Source organism: Sphingomonas sp. BL-S-30 (genome assembly GCF_055521475.1).
The window spans coordinates 2,154,544-2,176,095 of record NZ_CM145481.1; the positions used below are offsets into that span (position 1 = coordinate 2,154,544).

The following is a 21,552-nucleotide window of genomic DNA, read 5'->3' on the forward strand; positions in this document are numbered from 1 at the left end:
TCGTCATGAAAATCATCGTTGGAGCATTGCTCCCGCTTGCCCTCGCTGCCTGTGGCGGTGCGAGCCCCCCTGCCGAAAACCATGCCGAGGCGGAATCCCGCCATGACGACGGCATGGTACAGCTTACCCCCAAACAGATCGCCACCGCAGGCATCGAAATCGTCAGCCCGACGATCGGCGGCAATGGCGGCACCATCGAGCTGCCCGCGCTGCTCGAAAGCGATCCGCAGGCAACGCGGATCGTCGCCGCCACCTTGCCCGGCCGCATCGTCGAGCTGCGCCACAATCTCGGCGACAGCGTGCGTGCCGGCGAGACCCTGGCGGTGCTGGAAAGCCGCGAGGCCGCCGGTCTTCAGGCGGAGGTGCAACGTGCCGCCGCCGGCGCCGATCTCGCACGCACGACGCTCGCGCGAGACGAAGCGCTCTACGCGAGAGGCTTCCGGCCCCGCCGCGAGGTCGACATCTCCCGCGCCGCCGCCCGACAGGCCGACGTGGCGCTGCGGCTCGCGCGCGAGCAGGTCGCCGCCAGCGGCGCGCGCGGTGGCAGCTACAACCGCATCGTCATCGCCGCGCCGATATCGGGCAGGATCATCGCGAGGCCCGCCATTCTCGGCCGGAATTTCGCGGCGGACGCAGCCGATACCGAGCTGTTCCGTATCGCCCGGCTGGATCGCCTCGGCGTCGCGTTGTCGCTGTCGCCCGCCGATGCCGGGCGCGTGCGGCCGGGCGTCACCGTGCAGGTCACCGCACCGGGCCGAAGCCAGTCCGCCCGCATCAGCTTCGTCTCGCCCGTGCTCGACGCCGCCACGCGCCAGGTGCCCGCCATCGCCATGCTCGACAATCGAGCCGGGCAATGGCGTGCCGGCGAGCCGGTCACGGCCTCGATCCAGCTTCCGGGCGGCAACGACGCCACGATCCGCATACCCTCCACCGCCGTCCAGACGCTCGACGGCAAGACCATCGTCTTCGCCCGCACCGGCACCGGCTTCCGCGCGACACCGGTCACGCTCGGCCGGCAGGATGGCGCCGCGGTCGTCGTGACCGCCGGCCTCAACGGGCGCGAGAAGATCGCCGCGGCCAACAGCTTCACGCTCAAGTCGGCGCTCGGCGCCGCCGAAGCCGGGCATGAGGACTGACCCGTGATCGACCATATCGTCACATGGGCCGTCGACCGGCGCTGGCTGGTCCTGCTGCTCACCGCCATCGCCGCGACCATCGGCAGCATCTCGCTCGCGCGCCTGCCGATCGACGCCGTGCCCGACATCACCAACAACCAGGTGCAGGTGAACGTCATCGCGCCCGCTCTGTCGCCGGAACTGATCGAGAAGCAGGTCGCCTTCCCGATCGAGACCGCGCTAGCCGGCATCAAGGGGCTGGAAAGCACGCGCTCGTTGAGCCGCAACGGCTTCGCGCAGGTCACCGCGATCTTCTCGGATTCGACCGACATCTATTTCGCCCGTGCCCAGGTACAGGAACGGCTGACCGCCGCGCAGGAAACATTGCCCTCGGGCGTCCGGCCGGAAATGGGCCCGATCGCGACCGGCCTCGGCGAAGTCTATATCTGGACCCTGCGCTATGCCGAACGCGCGCACGACCAGCACCGCCCGGGCGAACCCGGCCTGCAACCGGACGGGAGTTATATCACCCCCGAAGGCGACCGGCTGGCGAGCGAGGCCGACAAGGCGACCTATCTCCACACCGTGCAGGACTGGATCGTCGCGCCACAGATCAAGGCGATCGACGGCGTCGCCGGGATCGACTCGCTCGGCGGATACGAGAAGGAATATCTCGTCGTCCCCGACGTCCAGCGGCTCGCCGCGCTGAAACTGTCGCTCGCCGATCTCGCCACCGCGCTCGAACGCAACAACGTCGCGACCGGCGGCGGCACGGTGAACCGCAACGGCGAGGGCCTGGCAGTCCGCGCCGACGCGCGCATCCGCACCCTCGCCCAGTTGCGCGGCACGGTCATCGCCACGCGAGAGGGCGTGCCGATCACCCTCGATCAGGTCGCCGAAGCGCGGCTCGGCCAGGGCGTGCGCATGGGCGCCGGCTCGGAAAATGGCCGCGAAGTGATCACCGGCACCGCGATCATGCGCATCGGCGAGAACAGCCGCACCGTGTCGACCGGCGTCGACGCCCGGCTCAAGGCGATCGCGCCTTCACTACCGCGCGACATCGTGATCGAACCGGTGCTGGACCGCACCAGGCTGGTCGACGCCACCATCGCGACGGTCGCGAAGAATCTGTCCGAAGGCGCCCTGCTCGTCATTATCGTGCTGGTCCTGCTGCTCGGCAATTTCCGCGCGGCGCTGATCGCGGCACTGGTGATCCCGATCACCATGCTGCTCACCGGCTTCGGCATGCTCCGCCTCGGCGTTTCGGCCAATCTGATGAGCCTCGGCGCGCTCGACTTCGGCCTGATCGTCGATGGCGCGGTGATCATCGTCGAGAACGCACTGCGCCGCATCGCCGGGCGCCAGCATGCCGAAGGACGACCGCTGCTCCTCCCGGAGCTGCTCGCCACCATCACCGCCGCCGCGCGCGAGATGATCCGCCCTTCCGTCTATGGCCAGGCGATCATCATCCTCGTCTATGTCCCGCTGCTCACCCTCACCGGCGTGGAGGGCAAGACGTTCGAGCCGATGGCGCTCACCGTCATCATGGCGCTGATCTTCGCCTTCATCCTGTCGCTCACCTTCGTTCCCGCGGCGATCGCGGTCGCGCTGTCACGCCCGGTCGAGGAAAAGGAAGGGCGCGTGCTGGGCTGGCTGCGCCGGCGCTACGAACCCGGCCTCGACCGCGCGATGAAGCGGCCGAAGCTGACGATCGGCATCGCGATCGGCGCGCTGACATTGGCGGCCGGCGCCTACACCACGCTCGGCCAGGAATTCCTGCCCCAGCTCGACGAGGGCGACGTGCTCGTCTCCGCCTTCCGCGTGCCGGGCACCTCGGTCGAGCAGAGCCAGAAGATGCAAGCCCAGATCGAACACGCGCTGAAAGGCATGCCCGAGATCCGCACCGTCTTCTCGCGCACCGGCACGGCGGAGGTCGCGTCCGATCCGATGCCGCCCAACGCGACCGATACCTTCATCATGCTCAAGGACCGCAGGTTCTGGCCGAAGCCGTCCGAGGAGAAGGCCGCGGTGGTGAAGCGGATCGAGGCACGGATCGCGCAGGTGCCCGGCCATGCCTATGAAGTCACCCAGCCGATCCAGATGCGCTTCAACGAGCTGATCGCCGGCGTGCGATCGGATGTGGCAGTCAAGATTTTCGGCGAGGACTTTGCCGAGATGAATGCCACCGCCGCCCGGATCGCCGCCGTACTTCGCCGCACGCCCGGCGCAGAGGACGTCAAGGTCGAGCAGACCGAAGGCTTGCCGATGCTCGACATCGCTTATGCGCAGGATCGCGCCGCGCGGGTCGGCGTCGGCGCTCAGGACGTCGCCGACACCGTCGCCACCGCGGTGGGCGGGCGCGAGGCGGGGCGGATCTTCGAAGGCGACCGCAGCTTCCCCGTCGTCATCCGCCTCGCCGATGCGGCGCGCGCCGATCTCGAGACGCTCGGCCAGACGCCGGTGCCGACGCCGGGCGGCAGTTTCGTCCCCCTCGCCTCGGTCGCCGACATCCAGGTCCTGAACGGCCCGAACCAGATCAGCCGCGAAAACGGCAAGCGCCGCGTGGTGGTGCAGGCCAATGTCCGCGGCCGCGACGTGGCGAGCGTCGTGGCCGAAGCGCGCACGGCGATCGCACGCGAGGTTCAGCTTCCCGCCGGCACCTGGCTCGAATGGGGTGGCCAGTTCGAAAATCTGGCCTCGGCACGCGACCGGCTCGCGCTGGTCGTGCCTGCATGCTTCGCGCTAATCATGCTGCTGCTGTTCGGCGCGCTCGGCAACATCCGCGATGCCGCAATCGTCTTCACCGGCGTACCGCTCGCGCTGGTCGGCGGCGTGCTCGCCCTGCTGTTGCGCGGCATGCCCTTCTCGATCTCCGCCGCGGTCGGGTTCATCGCATTGTCGGGCATCGCAGTACTGAACGGACTGGTCATGCTCACCTCGATCCAGCAGCTCGTTGCCGAGGGGCACGACCGTGCGTCAGCGGCACGGGAGGGTGCGCTGGCGCGCCTGCGCCCGGTGGTGATGACGGCGCTGGTGGCGAGTCTCGGCTTCGTACCGATGGCGCTCGGTCACGGCGCCGGCGCCGAAGTGCAGAAGCCGCTTGCCACGGTGGTGATCGGCGGCGTGGTCAGCGCGACCTTGCTCACCCTGTTCCTGCTGCCGACGCTCTACCGGCGGTTCGGCGCGGCGGGGCCTGCATCATAGGGCGACCGCTATCCGTTCAGGGCCGGACCCTGCGTGCCTCGCAGCAGCGCATCCCTAGCTTTTCGATCGAACGCGTAGTTTAAGCGGTCGAAGATGGCCGATCCAACGGTCGCTCACCTGGTTGTGCCGCGCGTTGCGGGCGATCGTGAAAGTCTCTGGTTCCGATGGCCGATGTTACCGACATGCCCGATATAGCGCTGGAACACACCGCGCCCAAGCGGTTGGCCGGGCTGGACGGCATTGCCGTGGAACGCCTCCTCGGCGGGGCCGTGTTGAAGGGGCAGGATCCGCACGCATTGCTCCGCGAAGCGGGCATCGACCCGGCAGTGTATGGCAACGACCAGGCGTCGATCGATGGCCGCGACCTGTTTCGCCTGGTGCGGCAGGCTCAAATCGCGCTTGATGATTCCTTTTTCGGCTTCTTCGCGGAGCGGTTCCGGCTCGCGCTCGAGCTGGAACGCACGCTCACCTATCTGCACTGCGAGACATTCGGGGAATCGATCCGGGTCAGCATCCGCTTCACCCAGGCATTGTCGGGAGACATTGGCCCCCAGCTCGTCGAAGACCATGCCGGCCTCAAGCATGTCTGCGTCTATCACACCGTCGATGGCGTGGACCGCGACATCTTCGTCTGGCTGCGCTTCGTATGGATTTTCCAGTGGTTCAGTTGGCTCATCGGACGTCCGCTGCGCCTCCGCGGCGTCAGCGTGCGCGCCGCGCGGCCGGTCCAGGCGAACGGCTTCGATCGGTTCGCGCTGTTCGGCTGTCCGATCGAATATGAGGCGCCAATCGATGCGCTTTGCTATGATCGCGCCGATCTTGGCGCGCCGCTGGTCCACCGCACGCTCGCCGAATTCGAAGAATATAATGCGAGCAATCCCGACTGGTTCGCGACGCCGATCGGCCGTTCGACTTGGCGCGCGCAAACCGAGCACGCGCTTGTCGAGCTTCAGCGCGCTAAAATCTGGTCGGCCCCCATCGAATCCGTCGCGGCGCGATTGCGCAGCCGCCCGCGCCGGCTCCGGCGCGATCTCGCGCGGGAGGGTGAGAGCTTCCAGCACATCAGGACGCGACTCCGCGGCGAGCTTGCGGCCGCCTATCTGCTGGCGACGGAGCTGCCGATAACCGAAGTCGGCTACCGCGTCGGGTTCAGCGAGCCGGGCAGCTTCACGCGCAACTTCGCCGAATGGGCGGGCGTGACGCCGAGCGACTATCGCGCGCGCTACAAGTCGGACAGCGGCCGTGTCACGGCGGCAACGCTACTGCTCAGCGATCGCACAACCGCCTAGACTCGCGGCGACCAGCTGGTCACTTGTGTTAAATCTTCCTGTCACACTGGTCATCGCCACGGAGCCGCCTGATCGACCACATGCTCCCAAGATAAAAAATATGGGAGGATGTCATGACCGGTAATCGGAATCTCAACGCGCGCCTGCTCGGTACCTCGGCATTCGCCGCGATGCTGTGCGCAGCCGCGCCGGCATGGGCTCAAAGCACGGACACCGGCGCCGCAGCGGACGCGCAGGTTTCTCCGTCCGATGCAAGCGCAGCTGACGGCGACACAACCGAGATCGTCGTCACGGGAACCAGCATTCGCGGCGTTCCGCCCACCGGGTCCAACCTGATCCGGCTGTCGCGGGACGACATCAAGCTGATCGGCGCGGCGACCACGCCCGATCTGCTCGCCACCGTGCCGCAACTGAACAGCTTCAATACCGCACCCCGGACCAGCAATGGCGGACTGGGTTCCTTCGCCCCCGGCCTCCGCGGCCTGCCGTCGAGCGCGACATTGCCGTTGATGAACGGGCATCGGCTGATCTCGGGAAGCACGCAGCAAACCAATCCCGATTTTCCCTTCCTGCCGGAACTGGCGATCGAACGGGTGGAAATCGTCGCGGACGGTGCTTCGGCCATCTATGGCTCGGACGCCGTTGCCGGCGTGGTGAACTTCATCACGCGCAATCACTTTTCCGGTGTCGAGGCCACCGCCCGCTACGGCATGGCGGATGACTATCACACGTTCAGTGCCGGCGGCATCGTCGGCAAGGACTGGGGCAGCGGATCGATCGCGGCATCGTACCAATATGCGGAGAGCAATAACATCACCGGTGCCGACCGGCGTTATCGCTCGCTCGATTTCAGGGCGGCCGGCGGTGTGGACACCCGCGCGACGGTGTGCCCGGCGGCAAACGTCAATCTGTTCCTTGGAACCATCTACGCCGCGCCCGGCCTTGCGCCAGGGACCAACACCTGTGACCCGAGAGGGCCCGTCGACCTTCTTCCCGCCAATCGCACGCACAGCGCGTTCCTGACCGCGCGCCAGGACGTCGCCACGAACGTGACGCTATGGGGCGAAGTCCTCTATTCAGATCGCAAGGACACGGTCCAGGCCGCATTGCCCGGTCAGACCTTCGTCCTCATTCTTCCGTCAAACCCGTTCTACCGCGCGCCGCCCGGCACCGCGGCGGGGTATGAATATGTCGATTTCCGGCCCGACAACCTCGTCGGCGCGGACCATTTCGATCAGACCTATCGTGTCAGAAGCGGCAATTCGTCGGTCGGTGTCGATGCGAAACTCGGCGATTTCAAGCTGACGGCCTCGGGCACCTTCAACTGGTCGCGCAACGACACGTTCCAGCCCGGGATCAACACCACGGCGCTGACCGCGGCCGCAGCCGGAACCACGCGCGCGACCGCACTGGATCCGTTCGGAACCGGCACCAGCCCGGCGGTCGTCGCGGCGATCCTGAACAACCCGACCGATTTCATCAATCACCAGCGCACCAAATTGGGCGCTGTCAGGATCGACGGCCCCTTGGCCGAACTGCCCGGCGGGCAGATCAAGATCGCGGCCGGTGCCGAATATCGCCGCGAGACCTATGACCAGCGGGGCTCCAGCGGCGGTGTCGGGTTCCCCGAAGATCTCGATCGCAACGTCGGCTCGCTCTACGGCGAACTGTTCGTGCCGTTCTTCGGTCAAGGGAACGCAGCACCCTTCATGCACAGCCTCTCGCTGTCGCTGTCGGGGCGCTATGACCATTATAGCGATTTCGGGTCCACCACCAATCCGAAGGTCGGCATCGATTGGGCGCCGTTAGACGGGCTTACCCTGAGGGGCACCTACGGACGCTCGTTCCGCGCACCGGGGCTGCGCGATCTGGGCTCGACCGTCGGCTCCTATTACGCGGCAGCCTCTCTGGTCGACGCCTTTGGCGTTCGCGATCCCTCGCGCGGCGCAACCCAGGTCAATACGATCCTGCTGCTCGGCGGCAACAAGTCGCTAAAGCCCGAAAAGGCCCGCACCTTCTCGTTCGGCGCGGATCTGCGGCCGACCTTCCTTCCCGGCTTCAGCGCGAGCGTAACCTTCTACGACATCGTCTATAACGACGTGATCGGCACGCCATACGGGCTGGGCGCGCTGATCTTCACCGATCCGACCTTCGCGTCGCGGGTCCTCCGCAATCCGTCGGCCGCGCAGGTGGCCAGCGGCATCAGCAATACCGTGCCCTTCTACTTCACCTTCGCCGCGGTCCCGACGGTCGGGAACTTCCTCGATCTTCGCCAGGGCAATTTCGGGGTGCGCAAGACCAACGGCCTCGACTTCGACGTGAATTATCGCCGTCAGACCTCGTTCGGTTCGGCGTTCGCCGGCGTCGCCGGCAACTATATCTTCACCTACAAGACGCAGTTCTCGGCGACCTCCATCGTCAGCAACTCGCTGGATGCCGGTATCCCGCGTACGACGCTGCGGACGACCCTGGGCGTCACGGCCGGTCCGGTCACCCTGGTCAATTTCGTCAATCATCGCAGCGGCGTGACCGGCCCCTATGCGACCCCGACCGGATCGAGCGTCTACACCGCCAAGGGGTACACCACCGTCGATCTGCGGCTGTCCGTGCGGCTGCCCAATGTCGGCCTTGCGAAGGGCACGGAACTGTCGCTGCAGATCAACGATCTGTTCGACGCGACGCCGCCCTATTTCCCGGCCACCGATGGGATCGGCGGCGGCTACAATGTCATCGGGCGCTATGCCGCCATGAGCCTGCGAAAGGCATTCTGACCGATCGAACGGGCACCCGGAGATCGCGGCAATGGCCGCGGTCTCCTTCGGCCCTCCCGACCCTCGCACCAGCGGCAAGTATTCCACCAGATGCAACATCACGCCTTCACCCTGGACAAGTTCATCGACCATGCCGCCAAATGGCATGGGGCCGGCACGGTCGCGACCGCATCGCGCGGCGCGGTCCTGCAGCGTGCCGGCTATGCCGACCTGCGCGCGCGCAGCAACCGGCTCTCCGGCGCGCTGCTGGCCATCGGGCTCCGGGTCGGCGACCGCGTCGGCACGCTGGCGTGGAATACGCAGCATCATCTTGAGCTCTATTATGCGACGATGAATGCCGGCCTGGTGTGCCATACGCTGAATCCCCGGCTTACCGCGGCGCAGCTCGCGGCGATGATCAACGAGGCGGAGGACCGCGTGCTGGCGATCGCCGCGACCCTCGCACCGATACTGGCGGAAGTGCTGCCGCTTTGCCCGAGGGTCGAGCGAGTCATCCTGCTCGATGCGCCTGCCGATCCGGCCCTTGTCGCCGGCTGCGCGGTGCCGGTCGAGGGGCTCGACGCCCTGGTCGAGGCACATGGCCGCTATATCGAATGGGGCCAGTTCGATGAGACCAGTCCCGCCGGCCTGTGCTTCACCTCGGGCACGACCGGCAAGCCCAAGGGCGTGGTGTTCACCCACCGCTCCAATTATCACCACACGCTGATGTCGATTCAGCCCGACGCCTATTGCCTGTCGGCGAAGGACACGATTCTCGTCGCCATCCCGATGTTCCATGCCAATGCCTGGGGGTTCCCCTTCTCCGCGCCGGCGGTGGGCGCGAGCCTGGTGCTGCCCGGGCGCGAGCTGGACGGCGCAAGCCTGGCGGCGCTGATCCGCAGCGAGAAAGTGACCATCGCCGGCGGCGTGCAGACCGTCTGGATCGGCCTGCTCGACCATCTCGACGCCACCGGCGAGGACGTGCCGAGCCTCGAGCGCCTCATCATCGGCGGATCGAAATGCCCGGAGGCGCTGATCCGGCGCATGGAGGAGCGGCTGGGCGCGCGCGTCCAGACGACCTGGGGCATGACCGAGATGTCGCCGCTCGGCACCGTGGATTCGGTGCAGTTTCCGCCGGATGCCGAGCGGTCCTCCGGCCGCCCGCCATTCGGCGTCGATCTCAGGCTCACCGATGCCGATGACGTCACCTTGCCGGAGCAACGCGGCGTGATCGGGCATCTGAAGGTCAAGGGACCTGCGGTGATCGACCGCTATTTCAACGCTGCAGACAGCGCGCTCGATCCGGAAGGCTATTTCGACACCGGCGATCTCGCCACCATCGACGAAAGCGGCGCGCTGACGATCTGCGGGCGCTCCAAGGACTTGATCAAGTCGGGCGGCGAGTGGATCAACCCGGCGGAGATGGAAGCGATCATCGGCCGCGATCCGCGCGTCGGCCAGGTCGCGGTGATCGGCAAGCCTCACCCTAAATGGGGCGAGCGCCCGGTGCTGGTGGTGGAGCTCAGCCTCGGCGACACCGGCGACGCCTGGGCGCTGATCGAGGCGCTGCGCGGCAGAGTAGCCGATTGGTGGCTGCCCGATGAAATCATTCAGCTGCCGCGCATGCCGCTGGCGGCGACCGGCAAGATCGACAAGGTCCGGCTCCGCACCGCTCATGCGCAAGGGGAGTTCGACCATTATGTCGCCGCTCGCCCCTGAACTGAAGATCGGCCCTGACCTGAAGATCGGTGTCGTCGGCGCGGGCCTGATGGGCGCGGAGATCGCGCTCGTCTTCGCGTTGGCGGGCATGGACGTGCTGCTCAACGACAGCAATCCGGCGGCATTGGACGCCGCAATGGCAAGGCTCGGCACAGTCCTGGATCGCGGCATCGCGCGCGGATTCTACACAGCGGATCAGCGCACCCTGGCGCTCGAACGGCTGCAGCCCGCGCCCGATCTCGCCCGTTTCGGCGACCGCGACCTGGTGACCGAGGCAGTGTTCGAATCGCTCGACGTCAAGCGCACGGTCCTCACCGCACTCGACCATGCCTGCCCGCCGGCATGCATCATCGCATCGAATACCTCCACCCTGCCGATCTCGACGCTCAGCGCGGCCTTGCCGCCCGAGCGCAGGGCGAGATTCCTCGGCACCCATTATTTCTCGCCGGTCTCGCGGATGCAGTTGGTCGAGGTCGTCCCGGCCTTCGACACGGATCCCGACATCCTCGCCTGGACCCTCTCCCTGCTCGCCCGCGTCGGCAAGCAACCGATCGCGGTCAAGGACGTCGCCGGCTTCGCGGTGAACCGGATGCTGCACGCGATGCTGATCGAGGCAGTGCGGCTGGTCGAGGAAGGCGTCGCGACGCCCGAGGACCTGGACACGGCCTGCCGTCTGGGGCTCGGCCATCCGATCGGGCCGTTCGCCCTGATGGACGCTGTGACGTCTAGCCTGTGCGTCCAGGTCCAGGAGATCCTGCTGGATTCCTACGGCGAGCGCTTCCGCCCGCCGCCCCTGCTCAAGCAGCGTGTCGCCGCCGGCTATGCCGGCGGACGGGGCAAGCCGGGCTGGCTCGGCAAGGCTTGAGGAGAGACGCGTGGAACAGCCAATGACTACTCGATCGAGCCGGGGCGCCACCATCACGCTGGCGATGCTGTGTTTCGTCTATGTCCTCAATTTCCTCGATCGCCAGCTGATCTCGATCCTCGCCAAGCCGATCCAGGACGGCCTGCACGTCAGCGATGGCCAGCTGGGCATGATCACCGGCTTCTATTTCGCGTGCTTCTACTGCGTGATCGCGATCCCGATCGGCTGGCTCGCCGATCGCACCAATCGGGTCCATGTCCTGTCGGTCGCCTGTGCGATCTGGAGCGCGGCGACCGCGGCCTGCGGTTTGGCCGGCAGTTACGGCCAGCTCGTGGCGGCGCGGATGATGGTCGGCATCGGCGAGGCAGGCGGCGTGCCGCCATCCTACGCGATCATCTCGGACTCCTTCCCGCGCGAGCGGCGCACCACGGCGATGGCGATCTTCAATCTCGGCCCGCCGATCGGGTCGGCGCTGGGCGTTGCCTTCGGAGCGACGCTGGCGGCGGCCTTCGACTGGCGCACGCCTTTCTACGTGATCGGCGCGATCGGCGTGGTCGCAGCGCTGGGAGTCTGGTTCATCGTCCGGGAGCCCGCGCGCGGGCAGAAGGACGCGCCGTCAGAGGCATCACCCCCCGGCACCAAGCCGCTCGGACTTGTCGCGACAATCGCGCACTTCTTCCGCAATCCGCTGCTGTTGATGGCGTCGCTGGCCAGCGGTGCGGGCAATTTCATCACCTATGGACTGCTCAATTTCACGACGCTGTTCCTGATGCGCGAAAAGGGCATGGCGCTGGGCGACGTCGCGGTCTGGTATGCGCTGGTCGTCGGGATCGGCATGGGGGGTGGAATCTTCGCCTCGGGGCGGATCGTCGATCGGTTCGCGGCACGCAGCAAGGCGGCCTATGCCACGGTCCCGGCCATCTCGCTGCTGCTCGCCCTGCCCTTCTTCCTCGGCTTCGTCTGGGCGCCGACTTGGCAGCTGGCCCTGGCCTTTCTGTGCGTGCCGATGTTCCTCAATTCCTTCTTCCTGTCTGCGACCGTCACCTTCGTGCAAGGCGAGGTTCCGGCCGAGCGGCGCGTGATCTCCGGCGCGCTGCTGCTGCTGGTGATGAACTTCATCGGCCTCGGCCTCGGCCCGACCTATGTCGGCATGGCCAGCGACTTCTTCCGGCCGACGCATGGCGGCCACGCCCTCCAGGCCGCTTATTACGCCCTCGCCCCCATGTACCTGATCGGAGCCGCGCTCTTTCTGGTCCTGGGTCGCCTGATCCGTCGCAACGAACGTCTCCACGAAGGAGCCCTGTCATGAAGAGCCTGTCGCACCTGCTGATCGTCGCCATCGCCACCTGCGGGGCGTTCGCCATACCCGCCGACGCAGGCGCGTCGCCGCCCGGCCAGGCACCAGTGGTCAAGGCCCCGGCTGGGTCGGTGAGCGGCCTGCGCGAGGGCGATGCCGATGTCTTCCGCGCGATCCCCTATGCGCTGCCCCCGGTGGGCGAGCGCCGCTGGCGCGCGCCCGCGCCGATGCCGCAGTGGAAAGGCGTGCGGCCGGCAAAGACCATGGGCGTCGCCTGCATGCAGCCGCCAATGGCGGCGGGTCCCTATGATCGCGGCAAGGTCGCGATGTCGGAGGATTGCCTGACGCTCGATGTGACCGCACCGGCGAACGCACACAATGCGCCGGTCATGGTGTGGATTCACGGCGGCACGCTGATCTGGGGTTCGGGCCATTCGCCGATGTACGACGGCGGGGCGTTCGCCAAACGCGGCGTCGTGCTTGTCTCGATCAACTATCGCCTGGGCGTGTTCGGCTATCTCGCCCACCCCGAACTGAGCAAGGAATCGCCGGACGGCGTCTCCGGCAATTACGGCCTGCTCGACCAGATCCAGGCGCTGCAATGGGTGCGCAAAAACATCGCCGCGTTCGGCGGCGATCCGCGCAACGTGACGATCTTCGGCGAATCGGCGGGCGCGCTCAGCACTGAATATCTGCTCGCTTCGCCGACGGCGCGCGGCACGTTCGACCGGGCCATCGTCGAGAGCGGCTATCTGTTCACCATGCCCGAGCTGCGCAGCAAGCGCGGGGAAGAGTTCGCCGCCGAGGACATCGGCCTCTGGCTGGCGGGCAAGCTGCAGGCGCCCAATCTCGCGGCACTGCGCGCGATGGACGCGCGCCAACTCGCCGATGCGTCCGCCGCCACAGGCTATGTTCCCTATGGTACGATCGACGGCAAGATCCTCAAGCGCCAGCTCGTCGACACCTTCGATCGCGGCGAGCAGGCACCGGTGCCGCTCATCGCCGGATTCAACAGCGGCGAAATCCGCACCCTGCGCCACTTGCTGCCGCCGGTTCCGCAAAGCGCGCAGGCCTATGCGGACGAGATCAAGGCGCGGTACGGCGACCTCGCCGACGCCTATCTGCGCCTCTACCCCACGTCTCGCGACCTCGCCCAGAACGGCCTGGACAGCACCCGCGACGCAGTGTTCGGCTGGGCCTCGGAACGGCTGGTGCGTAAGCAGGCGGCGCTAGGGCAGCCGGCATACCTCTATTATTTCAGCCACAGCTATCCGAGCGCGGACGCCGCGGACATGACGGGCTTCCACGCCAGCGAAGTGCCGTTCGTATTCGGGACGATGACCAATACCCCGTCCTTCTGGCCGGCGATCCCCAACACCGCCACGGAACGGCGCATCTCGGACCAGATGCTCGATTACTGGACCGGCTTTGCCCGCAACGGGACGCCGTCGTCCTCCAACGGACCGGCCTGGGCGCCGTTCGGCACCGCGAGCGCCTTCATGCACTTCGGCGAAAGCGCGAACGCCTCGACCGGGTTCATGCTGGGCATGTACGCGCTTCACGAGCAGGTGATGTGCCGACGCCGCGCGGAAGGCAGCCAGTCCTGGACCTGGCGTACGGGGAGCAGTGCGCCGGTTCTGCCGGCTCCGGCCCCTGGATGCGCGCAATAATCGCTTAGGGATTACGGTATTGCGTCGACAGGCGCAAAGCTGTTGCTGATCGCCGTCCGTCGGCTGCCGTGGTCGACGACCTGGACGAGATCGAACGCCGTGTGGTCGCCGCCGGGCTCGAACCCTTCTCGCACGGCGATTACGAACCCGGCCGGCGCTTCTATTTCCTCGACTACGACCGGATCGAATATGAGATCGTCAGCTACGGGTAATCAGGAGGCCTCCCGCCTCCGCCGCCTGAACTCCGCGACCTTGGCCTTGTTGCCGCACCCGGTCATCGAGCACCAGCGGCGATCGCCACCCCGCGAGGTATCGAGGAACAGCAGCGCGCAACCGTCGGATTCGCATTGGCGCAGGCGCCCGTCCGGATCTGCGCCGAACAGCTGGATCGCGTCGCGCGCGAGCGTGGCGAGGAAGGCGCCCGGCGAACCGTCGAGACGGAGGCTCCCATCTTCTCCCAAATGCGGCACGGCCGACGGCGCCTGCGCGATCCGGTTCAGCGTCGTGACGGCGTCGGGAAGCATGGGCCCGCCGGCGATCACCGCGGTGGAGAGCGCATAGATCGCCTCGCGCAGCGCGCGGGCGCTGGAAAGGTCGTCCGCCGTCGACGGCAGCCGGGAGGCCAGGCCAGCGGCCGCGAGCCATCGATCGAGATCGGTCGGGGTCGCGATCAGGTCGCGCGGCGAAGGCTTCATCCGGGCGGCCAGCGTCGCGGCAAAATCGAGCGCCGCATGGCCTCCGCGGAAACGGAAACCGTCGCGCAGTTCGGATGTGGCCAATGACGGAGGTCGTATCTTCTGCCGGCTCATGAAACCCCATTGACAGGTTACCGGCGCCGTCGCAACACATGTCGTGTAACCTGCTGAGTCGGTTACTCACTGAAAGGCGCTGATCATGTCGACACCCATCACGATGCTGCTGGCGGGCTGGCTCCTTCTGGCACCGGCCTCCGCCGTTTCGCCCCCTGATCCCGCGCCGCTGTCCTTGACCGGCACCTGGACGATGGAATCCGCTTACGAAATACGCGCCGACGGCACAAGCGTGACGGGCTATGGCGAGCATCCCCAAGGGCTGCTGACGGTCGATGCGTCGGGCCGTTACAGCCTGCAGATCTTTCGGGTCGACCGCCCCAAATTCGCCTCGGGCGACAAGACCAGCGGATCGCCCGACGAATATCGCCAGGCCGTATTGGGATCGAGCACCCATTTCGGCCGGGTGACGGTCGATCGTGCGCGGCACCAGCTGCTGTTCGACATCCAGGCAGCGTCCTTCCCCAATTGGGAAGGCAGGAAGCAGGTCCGCGACTACACCTACGCGAACGACCTGTTGTCCTATGCCGTCCCGGCGAGCGCTTCGGGCAATGGCACCATCGCCTATTCGGTGTGGAAACGGGCGAGTCCGTGACGAAGCCTGCGGCCATGCACGATGATTTCCATAGTGCCGCCTGGGTCGAGCATCACACCCGGCTCTCCGGGACGATCGCCGCCATCCTCATGCGCGTGCGTTAAGCATTTGCGCGGCACGCAAAACGGGCACGAAAGCCATCGCCGCCGCGCCCCTCGTGATACGAGCCCGCCGGCGCTTCCATTTTCTCGATGACGACCGGATCGAATAGGGGATCGTCAGCTCTGCTCGATTCAACCCACGCGCGCGGTGTGGCAGCAGGCGCGGCCGGTGCGCGCATCTGCGCCGGCCCGCTCCTTCTCATCGTGATATCATTTCAGGCATGTTTTTACCGCGGTAACAGCGGAAAACAGCGGAACTTTCCCGCTGTTTTCGGCCGATTTTACCGCTGTTATGCTTAACAGCGGTATCGCCTCTCAAGTCTCTATAAATATTGGGGAAATCCGGATCCAAAATCCAACATAACAGCGGAAAGAAAAAATGCGCTGCGCGCAACAGCGCAAAAGCCGAGTCGCTGTTGGAGATCGCCGGCCCTTCCAGGCACAACGAAACGGGGCGTGGAAACCATCGTCCCCACGCCCCGTTCGAAACTTCGGCGAAAATGCCTGACCGATTACTCGGCAGCGGTTGCCTTGGCCGGACGCGTGTCGCGGCGCTCGGCGATACGCGCCGACTTGCCGGTGCGGCCGCGCAGATAATAGAGTTTCGCACGACGCACGGCGCCCTTGCGGACAACCTCGATCGAATCGATGTTCGGCGAATAGAGCGGGAAGACGCGCTCGACGCCCTCACCGAACGAAATCTTCCGCACGGTGAAGTTGGAGCCCATGCCCTTGTTCGAACGCGCGATGCACACGCCTTCATAGTTCTGAACGCGGGTGCGCTCGCCTTCCACGACCTTCACGCCGACCTTCAGCGTGTCGCCCGGGCGGAATTCCGGGATCTTCTTGTTCTCGAGAAACTTGGCAATGTTCTCGGCTTCGATCGTCTGGATGAGATTCATCTCATTCGTCCTTCGTCTGTCGCCGCGCGCCAGAGGGCGACCTGACCCGAGCGCCCTCATGGCGCTCCCAAAGGTCCGGCCGCCTTAGCCGTGTATCGGTCTCGGCCATCAGCTTTCGCCATGCCTCGATCCTCGCATGATCCCCCGATCGCAGCACTTCGGGGATCGTGCGCCCTTCCCATTCAACAGGTCGGGTATATTGCGGGTATTCGAGCAGCCCCGTTTCGAAGCTCTCGTCCACACCGCTGGAAGCCGCGCCCATTACGCCGGGAAGCAGCCGAATGCAAGCGTCGAGCAACACCAGCGCCCCCATCTCCCCGCCGGAGAGGATATAGTCGCCGATCGAGACCTGTTCGACCTGCCGTCCCTCGAAGATCCGCTCGTCGAATCCCTCGAACCGGCCGCACAGAATGGTGACCCCGGGGCCTTCCGCCAGCACCCGAACCCGCTCCTGGCTCAGCGGCACGCCCCGTGGCGTCATGGCGAGAATGGGTCGGTCATCGGCGACGCTGTCGATCGCCGCGGCCAGCACATCGGCGCGCAGCACCATCCCTGCCCCGCCCCCGGCCGGCGTATCGTCGACGGTACGGTGTTTGTCCGCCGCAAAGTCCCGGATGTTGACCGCATCGAGCGACCATCTCCCCTCGCCCAGCGCCCGCCCGGCCAGCGACACGCCGAGCGGCCCGGGGAACATGTCCGGGTAGAGCGTCAGGACGGTGGCGGCGAAGGTCATATGGTCCAGTTCTCGATCTTGAGGCCGGGGATGTCGGCGAAATCGCGCTCGTTGTTGGTGACGAGGGTCAGGCCCAGCGCCAGAGCCTGCGCCGCAATCAAGCGGTCGAAGCGCCCGCGCTTGAACGGCAACCTCGCATAGACAAGCGCTGCCTCGGCGTCGAACGGCAGGACTTGAAGGTTGGCGAACAACCGCCGCGCTTCCCGCTCCGCATCGAGTGCCTTCGCTCCGAGCATCACCTCGGCAAACGCAACTGCCGAGGTTGCGATCGTTTCGACAGGACGCTCCTCGACTCGCGCCTTTGCTTCGAGAGAAAGACCACCGAGAAGATAGATCAGGATATTGCTGTCGAGCAGAAACTTCGGGTCAGTCACGCTTCAGCAGCTTCCCTTCCCAGTCGAGTTCCCGCTCCTCGAACTCACGGTCCTCGGAAGTCAGCAACTTCAGCCCCGGAATCGATCCATAGATGCCGGTCAAATCGATCTTGCGCGGTTCGGCCACAACCGGCTCGACGATGAACCGCCCCTTCTCCTCGCGCACGGTCATCTCGACCCCGGCTTCGATGCCGAGCGACTTGGGCAGCCTCAGGGCAACCGAGTTGCCCGACTTGAAGGTACGCGACTTGCGTGGAGCGTTCATATCAGTCTCCGTATATACGTAATGTATATACATTCCGATGTTCATACCGTCAATCGTTGCCACCTGCCGGGAACCATCCTCGCCGCCGACCTTTAAGGCTGGGCATGGAAGACTGCATCATCATCGGGGCCGGCCCCGCCGGGCTGACCGCCGCGATCTACCTTGCCCGTTTCCATCTCTCGATCCGCCTGTTCGACTGCGGCTCCAGCCGCGCGGCGCTGATCCCGCGCACGCACAACCATGCAGGCTTTCCGGGCGGCATCGCGGGCAAGGAGTTGCTCGCCCTGATGCTGGCCCAGGCCGAAAGCTTCGGCGCCCGGCGCGAACTGGCCGAGGTCTCGGCGATCGTCCCGTCGGAGGACGGGTTCGAGGTCCATGTCGGCCAGGGCGGTACCGTCTTCCGCGCCCGTACCGTGCTGCTCGCAACCGGCGTGCTCAACAACCGCCCCGACATGCCCGCCGACGAGCATGACGCAGCGCTGTCGCGCGGGCTGCTGCGCTATTGCCCGATCTGCGACGGCTATGAGGTCACCGACCAGCGCGTCGGCGTGATCGGCACCGGCGAGCATGGCATGCGCGAGGCGCTGTTCCTTCGCGGCTACAGCGACGACGTCACCCTGATCGCGCCCGGCGCCGCGCACGATCTCGACGCGACCTGCCGCGCCAAGCTGGAAGAGGCGGGCATCCTCCATGTCGACGGCCCCTGCACGCCCCTGCGAGTGGCTACGGACACGATCGTCGCGACGACACCCGCTGGCGATCTGCATTTCGACAGCATCTACCCCGCGCTCGGCTCGCGTATCCGCTCGGGCCTCGCCGTGGCGGCCGGGGCGCGGGCATCGGAGGATGGGTGCCTGGAGGTCGACGACCATCAGCGCACCTCGGTCCCCGGCCTGTTCGCGGCGGGCGATGTGGTGAAGGGGCTGGATCAGATCAGCCACGCGATGGGCGAAGCCGGCGTCGCCGCGACGACGATCCGCAACCTGCTCGACGAGCGCCGCCCGATCAGGCGGTGACGAACTCCTCGGCGACGACCATCCGCTCCGCGTCCCACTCAGGCACTGCCTCGGGCCGCATCGGCACCATGAAGCGCTTGCCGTCGGGCCGCTCGATCTCGATCACGTCGCCCGCCCCGAAATCGTCGATCGCGACCACGCGACCGAGGTCCTCGCCCGTCGTCGAGACGGCCGGCAGGCCCAACAGGTCGGTATGGTAATATTCGCCCTCTTCGAGCGGAGGCAGCGCCGATCTCGGCACCGTCAATTCGGTGCCGCGCAGCGCCTCGGCGGCGTTGCGATCGTTGATCTCGGCAATGCGCGCGATGGCACCATTGCTGCCCGGGCGCACCGACTTGAGCGTCAGCGTGCCGTCGTTGAAGCGTTGATAACTTTTCAGGTCCTCGGTGAAGACCTTGAGACGGACCTCCCCCGTCACGCCGTGCGCGCCGATGATGACGGCGAGCGTGACGGGGGCGTCCTTAGGCATCAGCCCTCGGCCGGAGCCTGAGCCGACTTGCCCTCGGCGGTCTCGTCGGTGTCGCCGGCATCGCTGTCCGGGGTCGCCTCGTTCGCTTCGGCTGCGGGAGCCTCCTCGGCGGCTGCCTCGGGAGCGGCTTCCTCGGCTGCCGCTTCAGGAGCTGCTTCGGCTTCGACCGGCGGGGTCTGCTCGGCGACTGCCTCGGCAACCGCTTCGGCTTCCGGCGTCGGCTCTTCGGTCGCTGCTTCGACCTCGGCGGCGATCACGGCCTCGGCTTCCTCATTGCTGTCCTGCGCCGGGGGAGCTTCCTCGGCAACGGGCTCAGGCTCGGGTGCCGGCGCGGCGGCGGCTGCAGCGGCTGCCTCATCGGCTTCGGCCTGCTTGGTCGCACGCTCTTCGGCGCGCTCCGTGGCCTTCTCGCCGGGCTTGCCCTTGTTCGGGTTGTTGCGCGCCGGACGCTCGCGGACGCCCGCGACGTCGAGGAAACGGGCAACGCGGTCGGTCGGCTGCGCGCCGACGCTCAGCCAATGCTTCGCACGCTCGCCGTCGAGCACGATGCGCTTGTCATCGTCCTTGGCGAGCAGCGGGTTGTAGGTGCCGAGCTTCTCGATGAAGCGGCCGTCACGGGGCGAACGGGCGTCCGCCACGACGATGCGGTAGTACGGACGCTTCTTGGAGCCGCCACGCGACAGACGAATGCTGAGTGCCATTACTTCTTCTTCCTTCTTTCGATTACGTTATTTCTTCTTGATCAAATTCTCGAAACCGGGGGGCAGATTGGCCTGTCCGCCGCCCAGCCCCGGCAATCCGGGGCCGCCAACGGGGCCGTTGCCGCCCAGCATGTTGCCGAGGCCGGGGCCTCCAAGGGCATTGCCGAGGCCACCCATGCCGCCCCCAGGACCACCTCGGCCGAGCATCGCCGCCATGCCCTTCAACCCGCCCATCTTGCGGATCTTCTTCATGGCGGTGGACATTTCCTGGTGCATCTTGAGCAGCTTGTTCACGTCCTGCACGGTCGTGCCGCTGCCCTTCGCCACGCGGATCTTGCGCTTGGCGTTGATGATCTCCGGCTTGGCGCGCTCCTTGGGCGTCATCGAGGTGATCATCGCGTCCATCCGGAGCAGGATCCGCTCGTCGACCGCGCCCGAAGCCATGGCCTGTTGCGCCTTCTTCATGCCGGGGATCATGCCGGCGAGTGCGCCGAGCCCGCCCATCCGGCGCATCTGGCCAAGCTGGGCGCGCAGGTCGTTCATGTCGAACTGGCCCTTGGCCAGCTTCGCCGCCATCTTCTCGGCGTCTTCCTGCTGGATCGCCTCGGCGGCACGCTCGACCAGGCCGACCACGTCGCCCATGCCGAGGATGCGCCCCGCGACACGGCCCGGATGGAACGCCTCGAGCGCGTCGAGCTTCTCGCCCATGCCGGCGAACTTGATCGGCTTGCCGGTGACGGCACGCATCGACAGCGCAGCACCGCCGCGCGCATCGCCGTCCATGCGAGTCAGCACCACGCCGGTCAGCGGCACCTGTGCGGAGAAGCTGCTTGCGACATTGACCGCGTCCTGGCCAGTCAGCGCATCGACGACGAGCAGGATCTCGGCCGGCCTGGCGACGTCGGCAACCGCCTTCATCTCGTCCATCAGCGCCTGGTCGACATGGAGACGGCCGGCGGTGTCGAGCATCAGGACGTCATAGCCCTGCAGCTTCGCCGCCTGCATCGCGCGCCGCGCGATATCGACTGGCTGCTGGCCCGGCACGACCGGCAGGGTTGCGACCTCCGCCTGAGTGCCGAGCGTCGCCAGCTGCTCCTGCGCGTTCGGGCGATTGACGTCGAGCGACGCCATCAGCACCTTCTTGCGCTCGCGCTTCGCCAGCCGCAGCGCGATCTTGGCGGTGGTGGTCGTCTTACCCGAGCCCTGCAGGCCGACCATCATGATCACGGCCGGCGGGGTAACGCCCAGCTCCAGCTCCGACGCGTCCGAGCCGAGCATCTCGACCAGCGCGTCGTTGACGATCTTGACGACCTGCTGGCCCGGCGTGACCGAACGCAGCACATTCTGGCCGACGGCCTTCTCGGTCGCCTTGTCGACGAAATCGCGCGCGACGGGCAGCGCCACGTCAGCCTCGAGCAGCGCGACGCGCACCTCGCGCATCGCGGCGCGCACGTCCGCCTCCGTCAGCGCACCACGCCCACGCAGTCGATCGAACACACCGCCAAGACGGTCGCTCAGGCTCTCGAACATCAACAACCTTTCATTCCGGATCGACATCCGGCCCGAGAAACGCAAAGAACGCCGGCGGACGAAACCTCGTCGGCCGGCGTAGCCCTATGGGCACCCCTTCACGAATCCCATGACGGAAACGATCGCGGCGGCCCTTAGCGCACCGCAC

18 protein-coding genes and 1 pseudogene are annotated in these 21,552 nt (G+C 66.6%); 11 read left to right on the plus strand and 8 right to left on the minus strand.

Annotated features, from left to right (window positions below; all coding sequences use genetic code 11):
- The first annotated feature begins 5 nt into the window (after positions 1-5).
- The 9 genes and pseudogenes from ACZ1I5_RS09835 to ACZ1I5_RS09875 all read left to right on the plus strand — a co-directional run.
- On the plus strand, positions 6-1,136 hold the full coding sequence (locus tag ACZ1I5_RS09835; RefSeq protein ID WP_465173507.1) for an efflux RND transporter periplasmic adaptor subunit: 1,131 nt from the start codon (positions 6-8) through the stop codon (positions 1,134-1,136).
- Positions 1,137-1,139: 3 nt separating this feature from the next.
- Positions 1,140-4,319 carry an efflux RND transporter permease subunit gene (locus tag ACZ1I5_RS09840; protein WP_465173508.1) on the plus strand — a complete coding sequence of 1,060 codons (3,180 nt, stop codon included), beginning with the start codon at positions 1,140-1,142 and terminating at the stop codon, positions 4,317-4,319.
- Positions 4,320-4,483: 164 nt separating this feature from the next.
- On the plus strand, positions 4,484-5,608 hold the full coding sequence (locus ACZ1I5_RS09845) for an AraC family transcriptional regulator (protein ID WP_465173509.1): 1,125 nt from the start codon (positions 4,484-4,486) through the stop codon (positions 5,606-5,608).
- A gap of 113 nt (positions 5,609-5,721) precedes the next feature.
- On the plus strand, positions 5,722-8,379 hold the full coding sequence (locus tag ACZ1I5_RS09850; protein WP_465173510.1) for a TonB-dependent receptor plug domain-containing protein: 2,658 nt from the start codon (positions 5,722-5,724) through the stop codon (positions 8,377-8,379).
- Positions 8,380-8,469: 90 nt separating this feature from the next.
- Positions 8,470-10,077, plus strand: a complete 1,608-nt coding sequence (locus ACZ1I5_RS09855) for an AMP-binding protein (RefSeq protein WP_465173511.1) — start codon at positions 8,470-8,472, stop codon at positions 10,075-10,077.
- A complete protein-coding gene (locus tag ACZ1I5_RS09860) occupies positions 10,058-10,942 on the plus strand; it encodes a 3-hydroxyacyl-CoA dehydrogenase family protein (protein WP_465173512.1) in 885 nt (294 codons plus the stop codon). The genes ACZ1I5_RS09855 and ACZ1I5_RS09860 overlap by 20 nt, the downstream gene beginning before the upstream one ends.
- 22 nt (positions 10,943-10,964) lie before the next feature.
- Complete coding sequence (locus ACZ1I5_RS09865; protein WP_465173513.1) at positions 10,965-12,251, plus strand: spinster family MFS transporter; 1,287 nt, start codon at positions 10,965-10,967, stop codon at positions 12,249-12,251.
- Positions 12,248-13,909, plus strand: coding sequence for a carboxylesterase/lipase family protein (locus ACZ1I5_RS09870; RefSeq protein WP_465173514.1), 1,662 nt, complete (start codon positions 12,248-12,250; stop codon positions 13,907-13,909). The genes ACZ1I5_RS09865 and ACZ1I5_RS09870 overlap by 4 nt, the downstream gene beginning before the upstream one ends.
- A 68-nt stretch (positions 13,910-13,977) precedes the next feature.
- A pseudogene (locus ACZ1I5_RS09875) lies at positions 13,978-14,121 on the plus strand (VOC family protein); the annotation flags it as partial.
- Here ACZ1I5_RS09875 and ACZ1I5_RS09880 read toward each other — a convergent pair.
- Positions 14,122-14,718 carry a CGNR zinc finger domain-containing protein gene (locus ACZ1I5_RS09880; RefSeq protein ID WP_465173515.1) on the minus strand — a complete coding sequence of 199 codons (597 nt, stop codon included), beginning with the start codon at positions 14,716-14,718 and terminating at the stop codon, positions 14,122-14,124.
- Positions 14,719-14,803: 85 nt separating this feature from the next.
- Between ACZ1I5_RS09880 and ACZ1I5_RS09885 the strand changes: the two genes are divergently transcribed.
- Positions 14,804-15,313: a lipocalin-like domain-containing protein gene (locus tag ACZ1I5_RS09885; RefSeq protein WP_465173516.1), complete on the plus strand. Its 510-nt coding sequence runs from the start codon at positions 14,804-14,806 to the stop codon at positions 15,311-15,313.
- 613 nt (positions 15,314-15,926) lie between these two features.
- On the opposite strand, the gene rplS is transcribed toward ACZ1I5_RS09885, so the two are convergent.
- The 4 genes from rplS to ACZ1I5_RS09905 are packed head-to-tail and all read right to left on the minus strand — an operon-like array spanning position 15,927 to position 17,688.
- Positions 15,927-16,316, minus strand: a complete 390-nt coding sequence (gene rplS / locus ACZ1I5_RS09890) for a 50S ribosomal protein L19 (RefSeq protein WP_465173517.1) — start codon at positions 16,314-16,316, stop codon at positions 15,927-15,929.
- Between the two features lies 1 nt (position 16,317).
- Entirely contained in the window at positions 16,318-17,049 is a 732-nt protein-coding gene (gene trmD / locus ACZ1I5_RS09895) for a tRNA (guanosine(37)-N1)-methyltransferase TrmD (protein ID WP_465173518.1), read from the minus strand.
- A complete protein-coding gene (locus ACZ1I5_RS09900; RefSeq protein WP_465173519.1) occupies positions 17,046-17,423 on the minus strand; it encodes a PIN domain-containing protein in 378 nt (125 codons plus the stop codon). The genes trmD and ACZ1I5_RS09900 overlap by 4 nt, the downstream gene beginning before the upstream one ends.
- Positions 17,416-17,688 (minus strand): AbrB/MazE/SpoVT family DNA-binding domain-containing protein, encoded by a 273-nt coding sequence (locus tag ACZ1I5_RS09905; RefSeq protein ID WP_465173520.1) that lies wholly within the window; start codon positions 17,686-17,688, stop codon positions 17,416-17,418. The genes ACZ1I5_RS09900 and ACZ1I5_RS09905 overlap by 8 nt, the downstream gene beginning before the upstream one ends.
- Before the next feature lie 104 nt (positions 17,689-17,792).
- On the opposite strand from ACZ1I5_RS09905, the gene ACZ1I5_RS09910 reads away from it, so the two are divergent.
- Positions 17,793-18,704 carry an NAD(P)/FAD-dependent oxidoreductase gene (locus ACZ1I5_RS09910; protein WP_465173521.1) on the plus strand — a complete coding sequence of 304 codons (912 nt, stop codon included), beginning with the start codon at positions 17,793-17,795 and terminating at the stop codon, positions 18,702-18,704.
- On the opposite strand, the gene rimM is transcribed toward ACZ1I5_RS09910, so the two are convergent.
- From rimM to ffh, 3 genes are read right to left on the minus strand one after another with little or no spacing between them, the layout of a single operon-like run.
- A complete protein-coding gene (rimM, locus tag ACZ1I5_RS09915; RefSeq protein ID WP_465173522.1) occupies positions 18,694-19,173 on the minus strand; it encodes a ribosome maturation factor RimM in 480 nt (159 codons plus the stop codon). The two genes, ACZ1I5_RS09910 and rimM, sit on opposite strands and share 11 nt — an antisense overlap.
- On the minus strand, positions 19,173-19,874 hold the full coding sequence (gene rpsP / locus ACZ1I5_RS09920) for a 30S ribosomal protein S16 (protein ID WP_465173523.1): 702 nt from the start codon (positions 19,872-19,874) through the stop codon (positions 19,173-19,175). Before rpsP ends, rimM begins: the two co-directional genes overlap by 1 nt.
- Positions 19,875-19,901: 27 nt before the next feature.
- Positions 19,902-21,404, minus strand: a complete 1,503-nt coding sequence (gene ffh / locus ACZ1I5_RS09925) for a signal recognition particle protein (RefSeq protein ID WP_465173524.1) — start codon at positions 21,402-21,404, stop codon at positions 19,902-19,904.
- Positions 21,405-21,552: the final 148 nt, after the last annotated feature.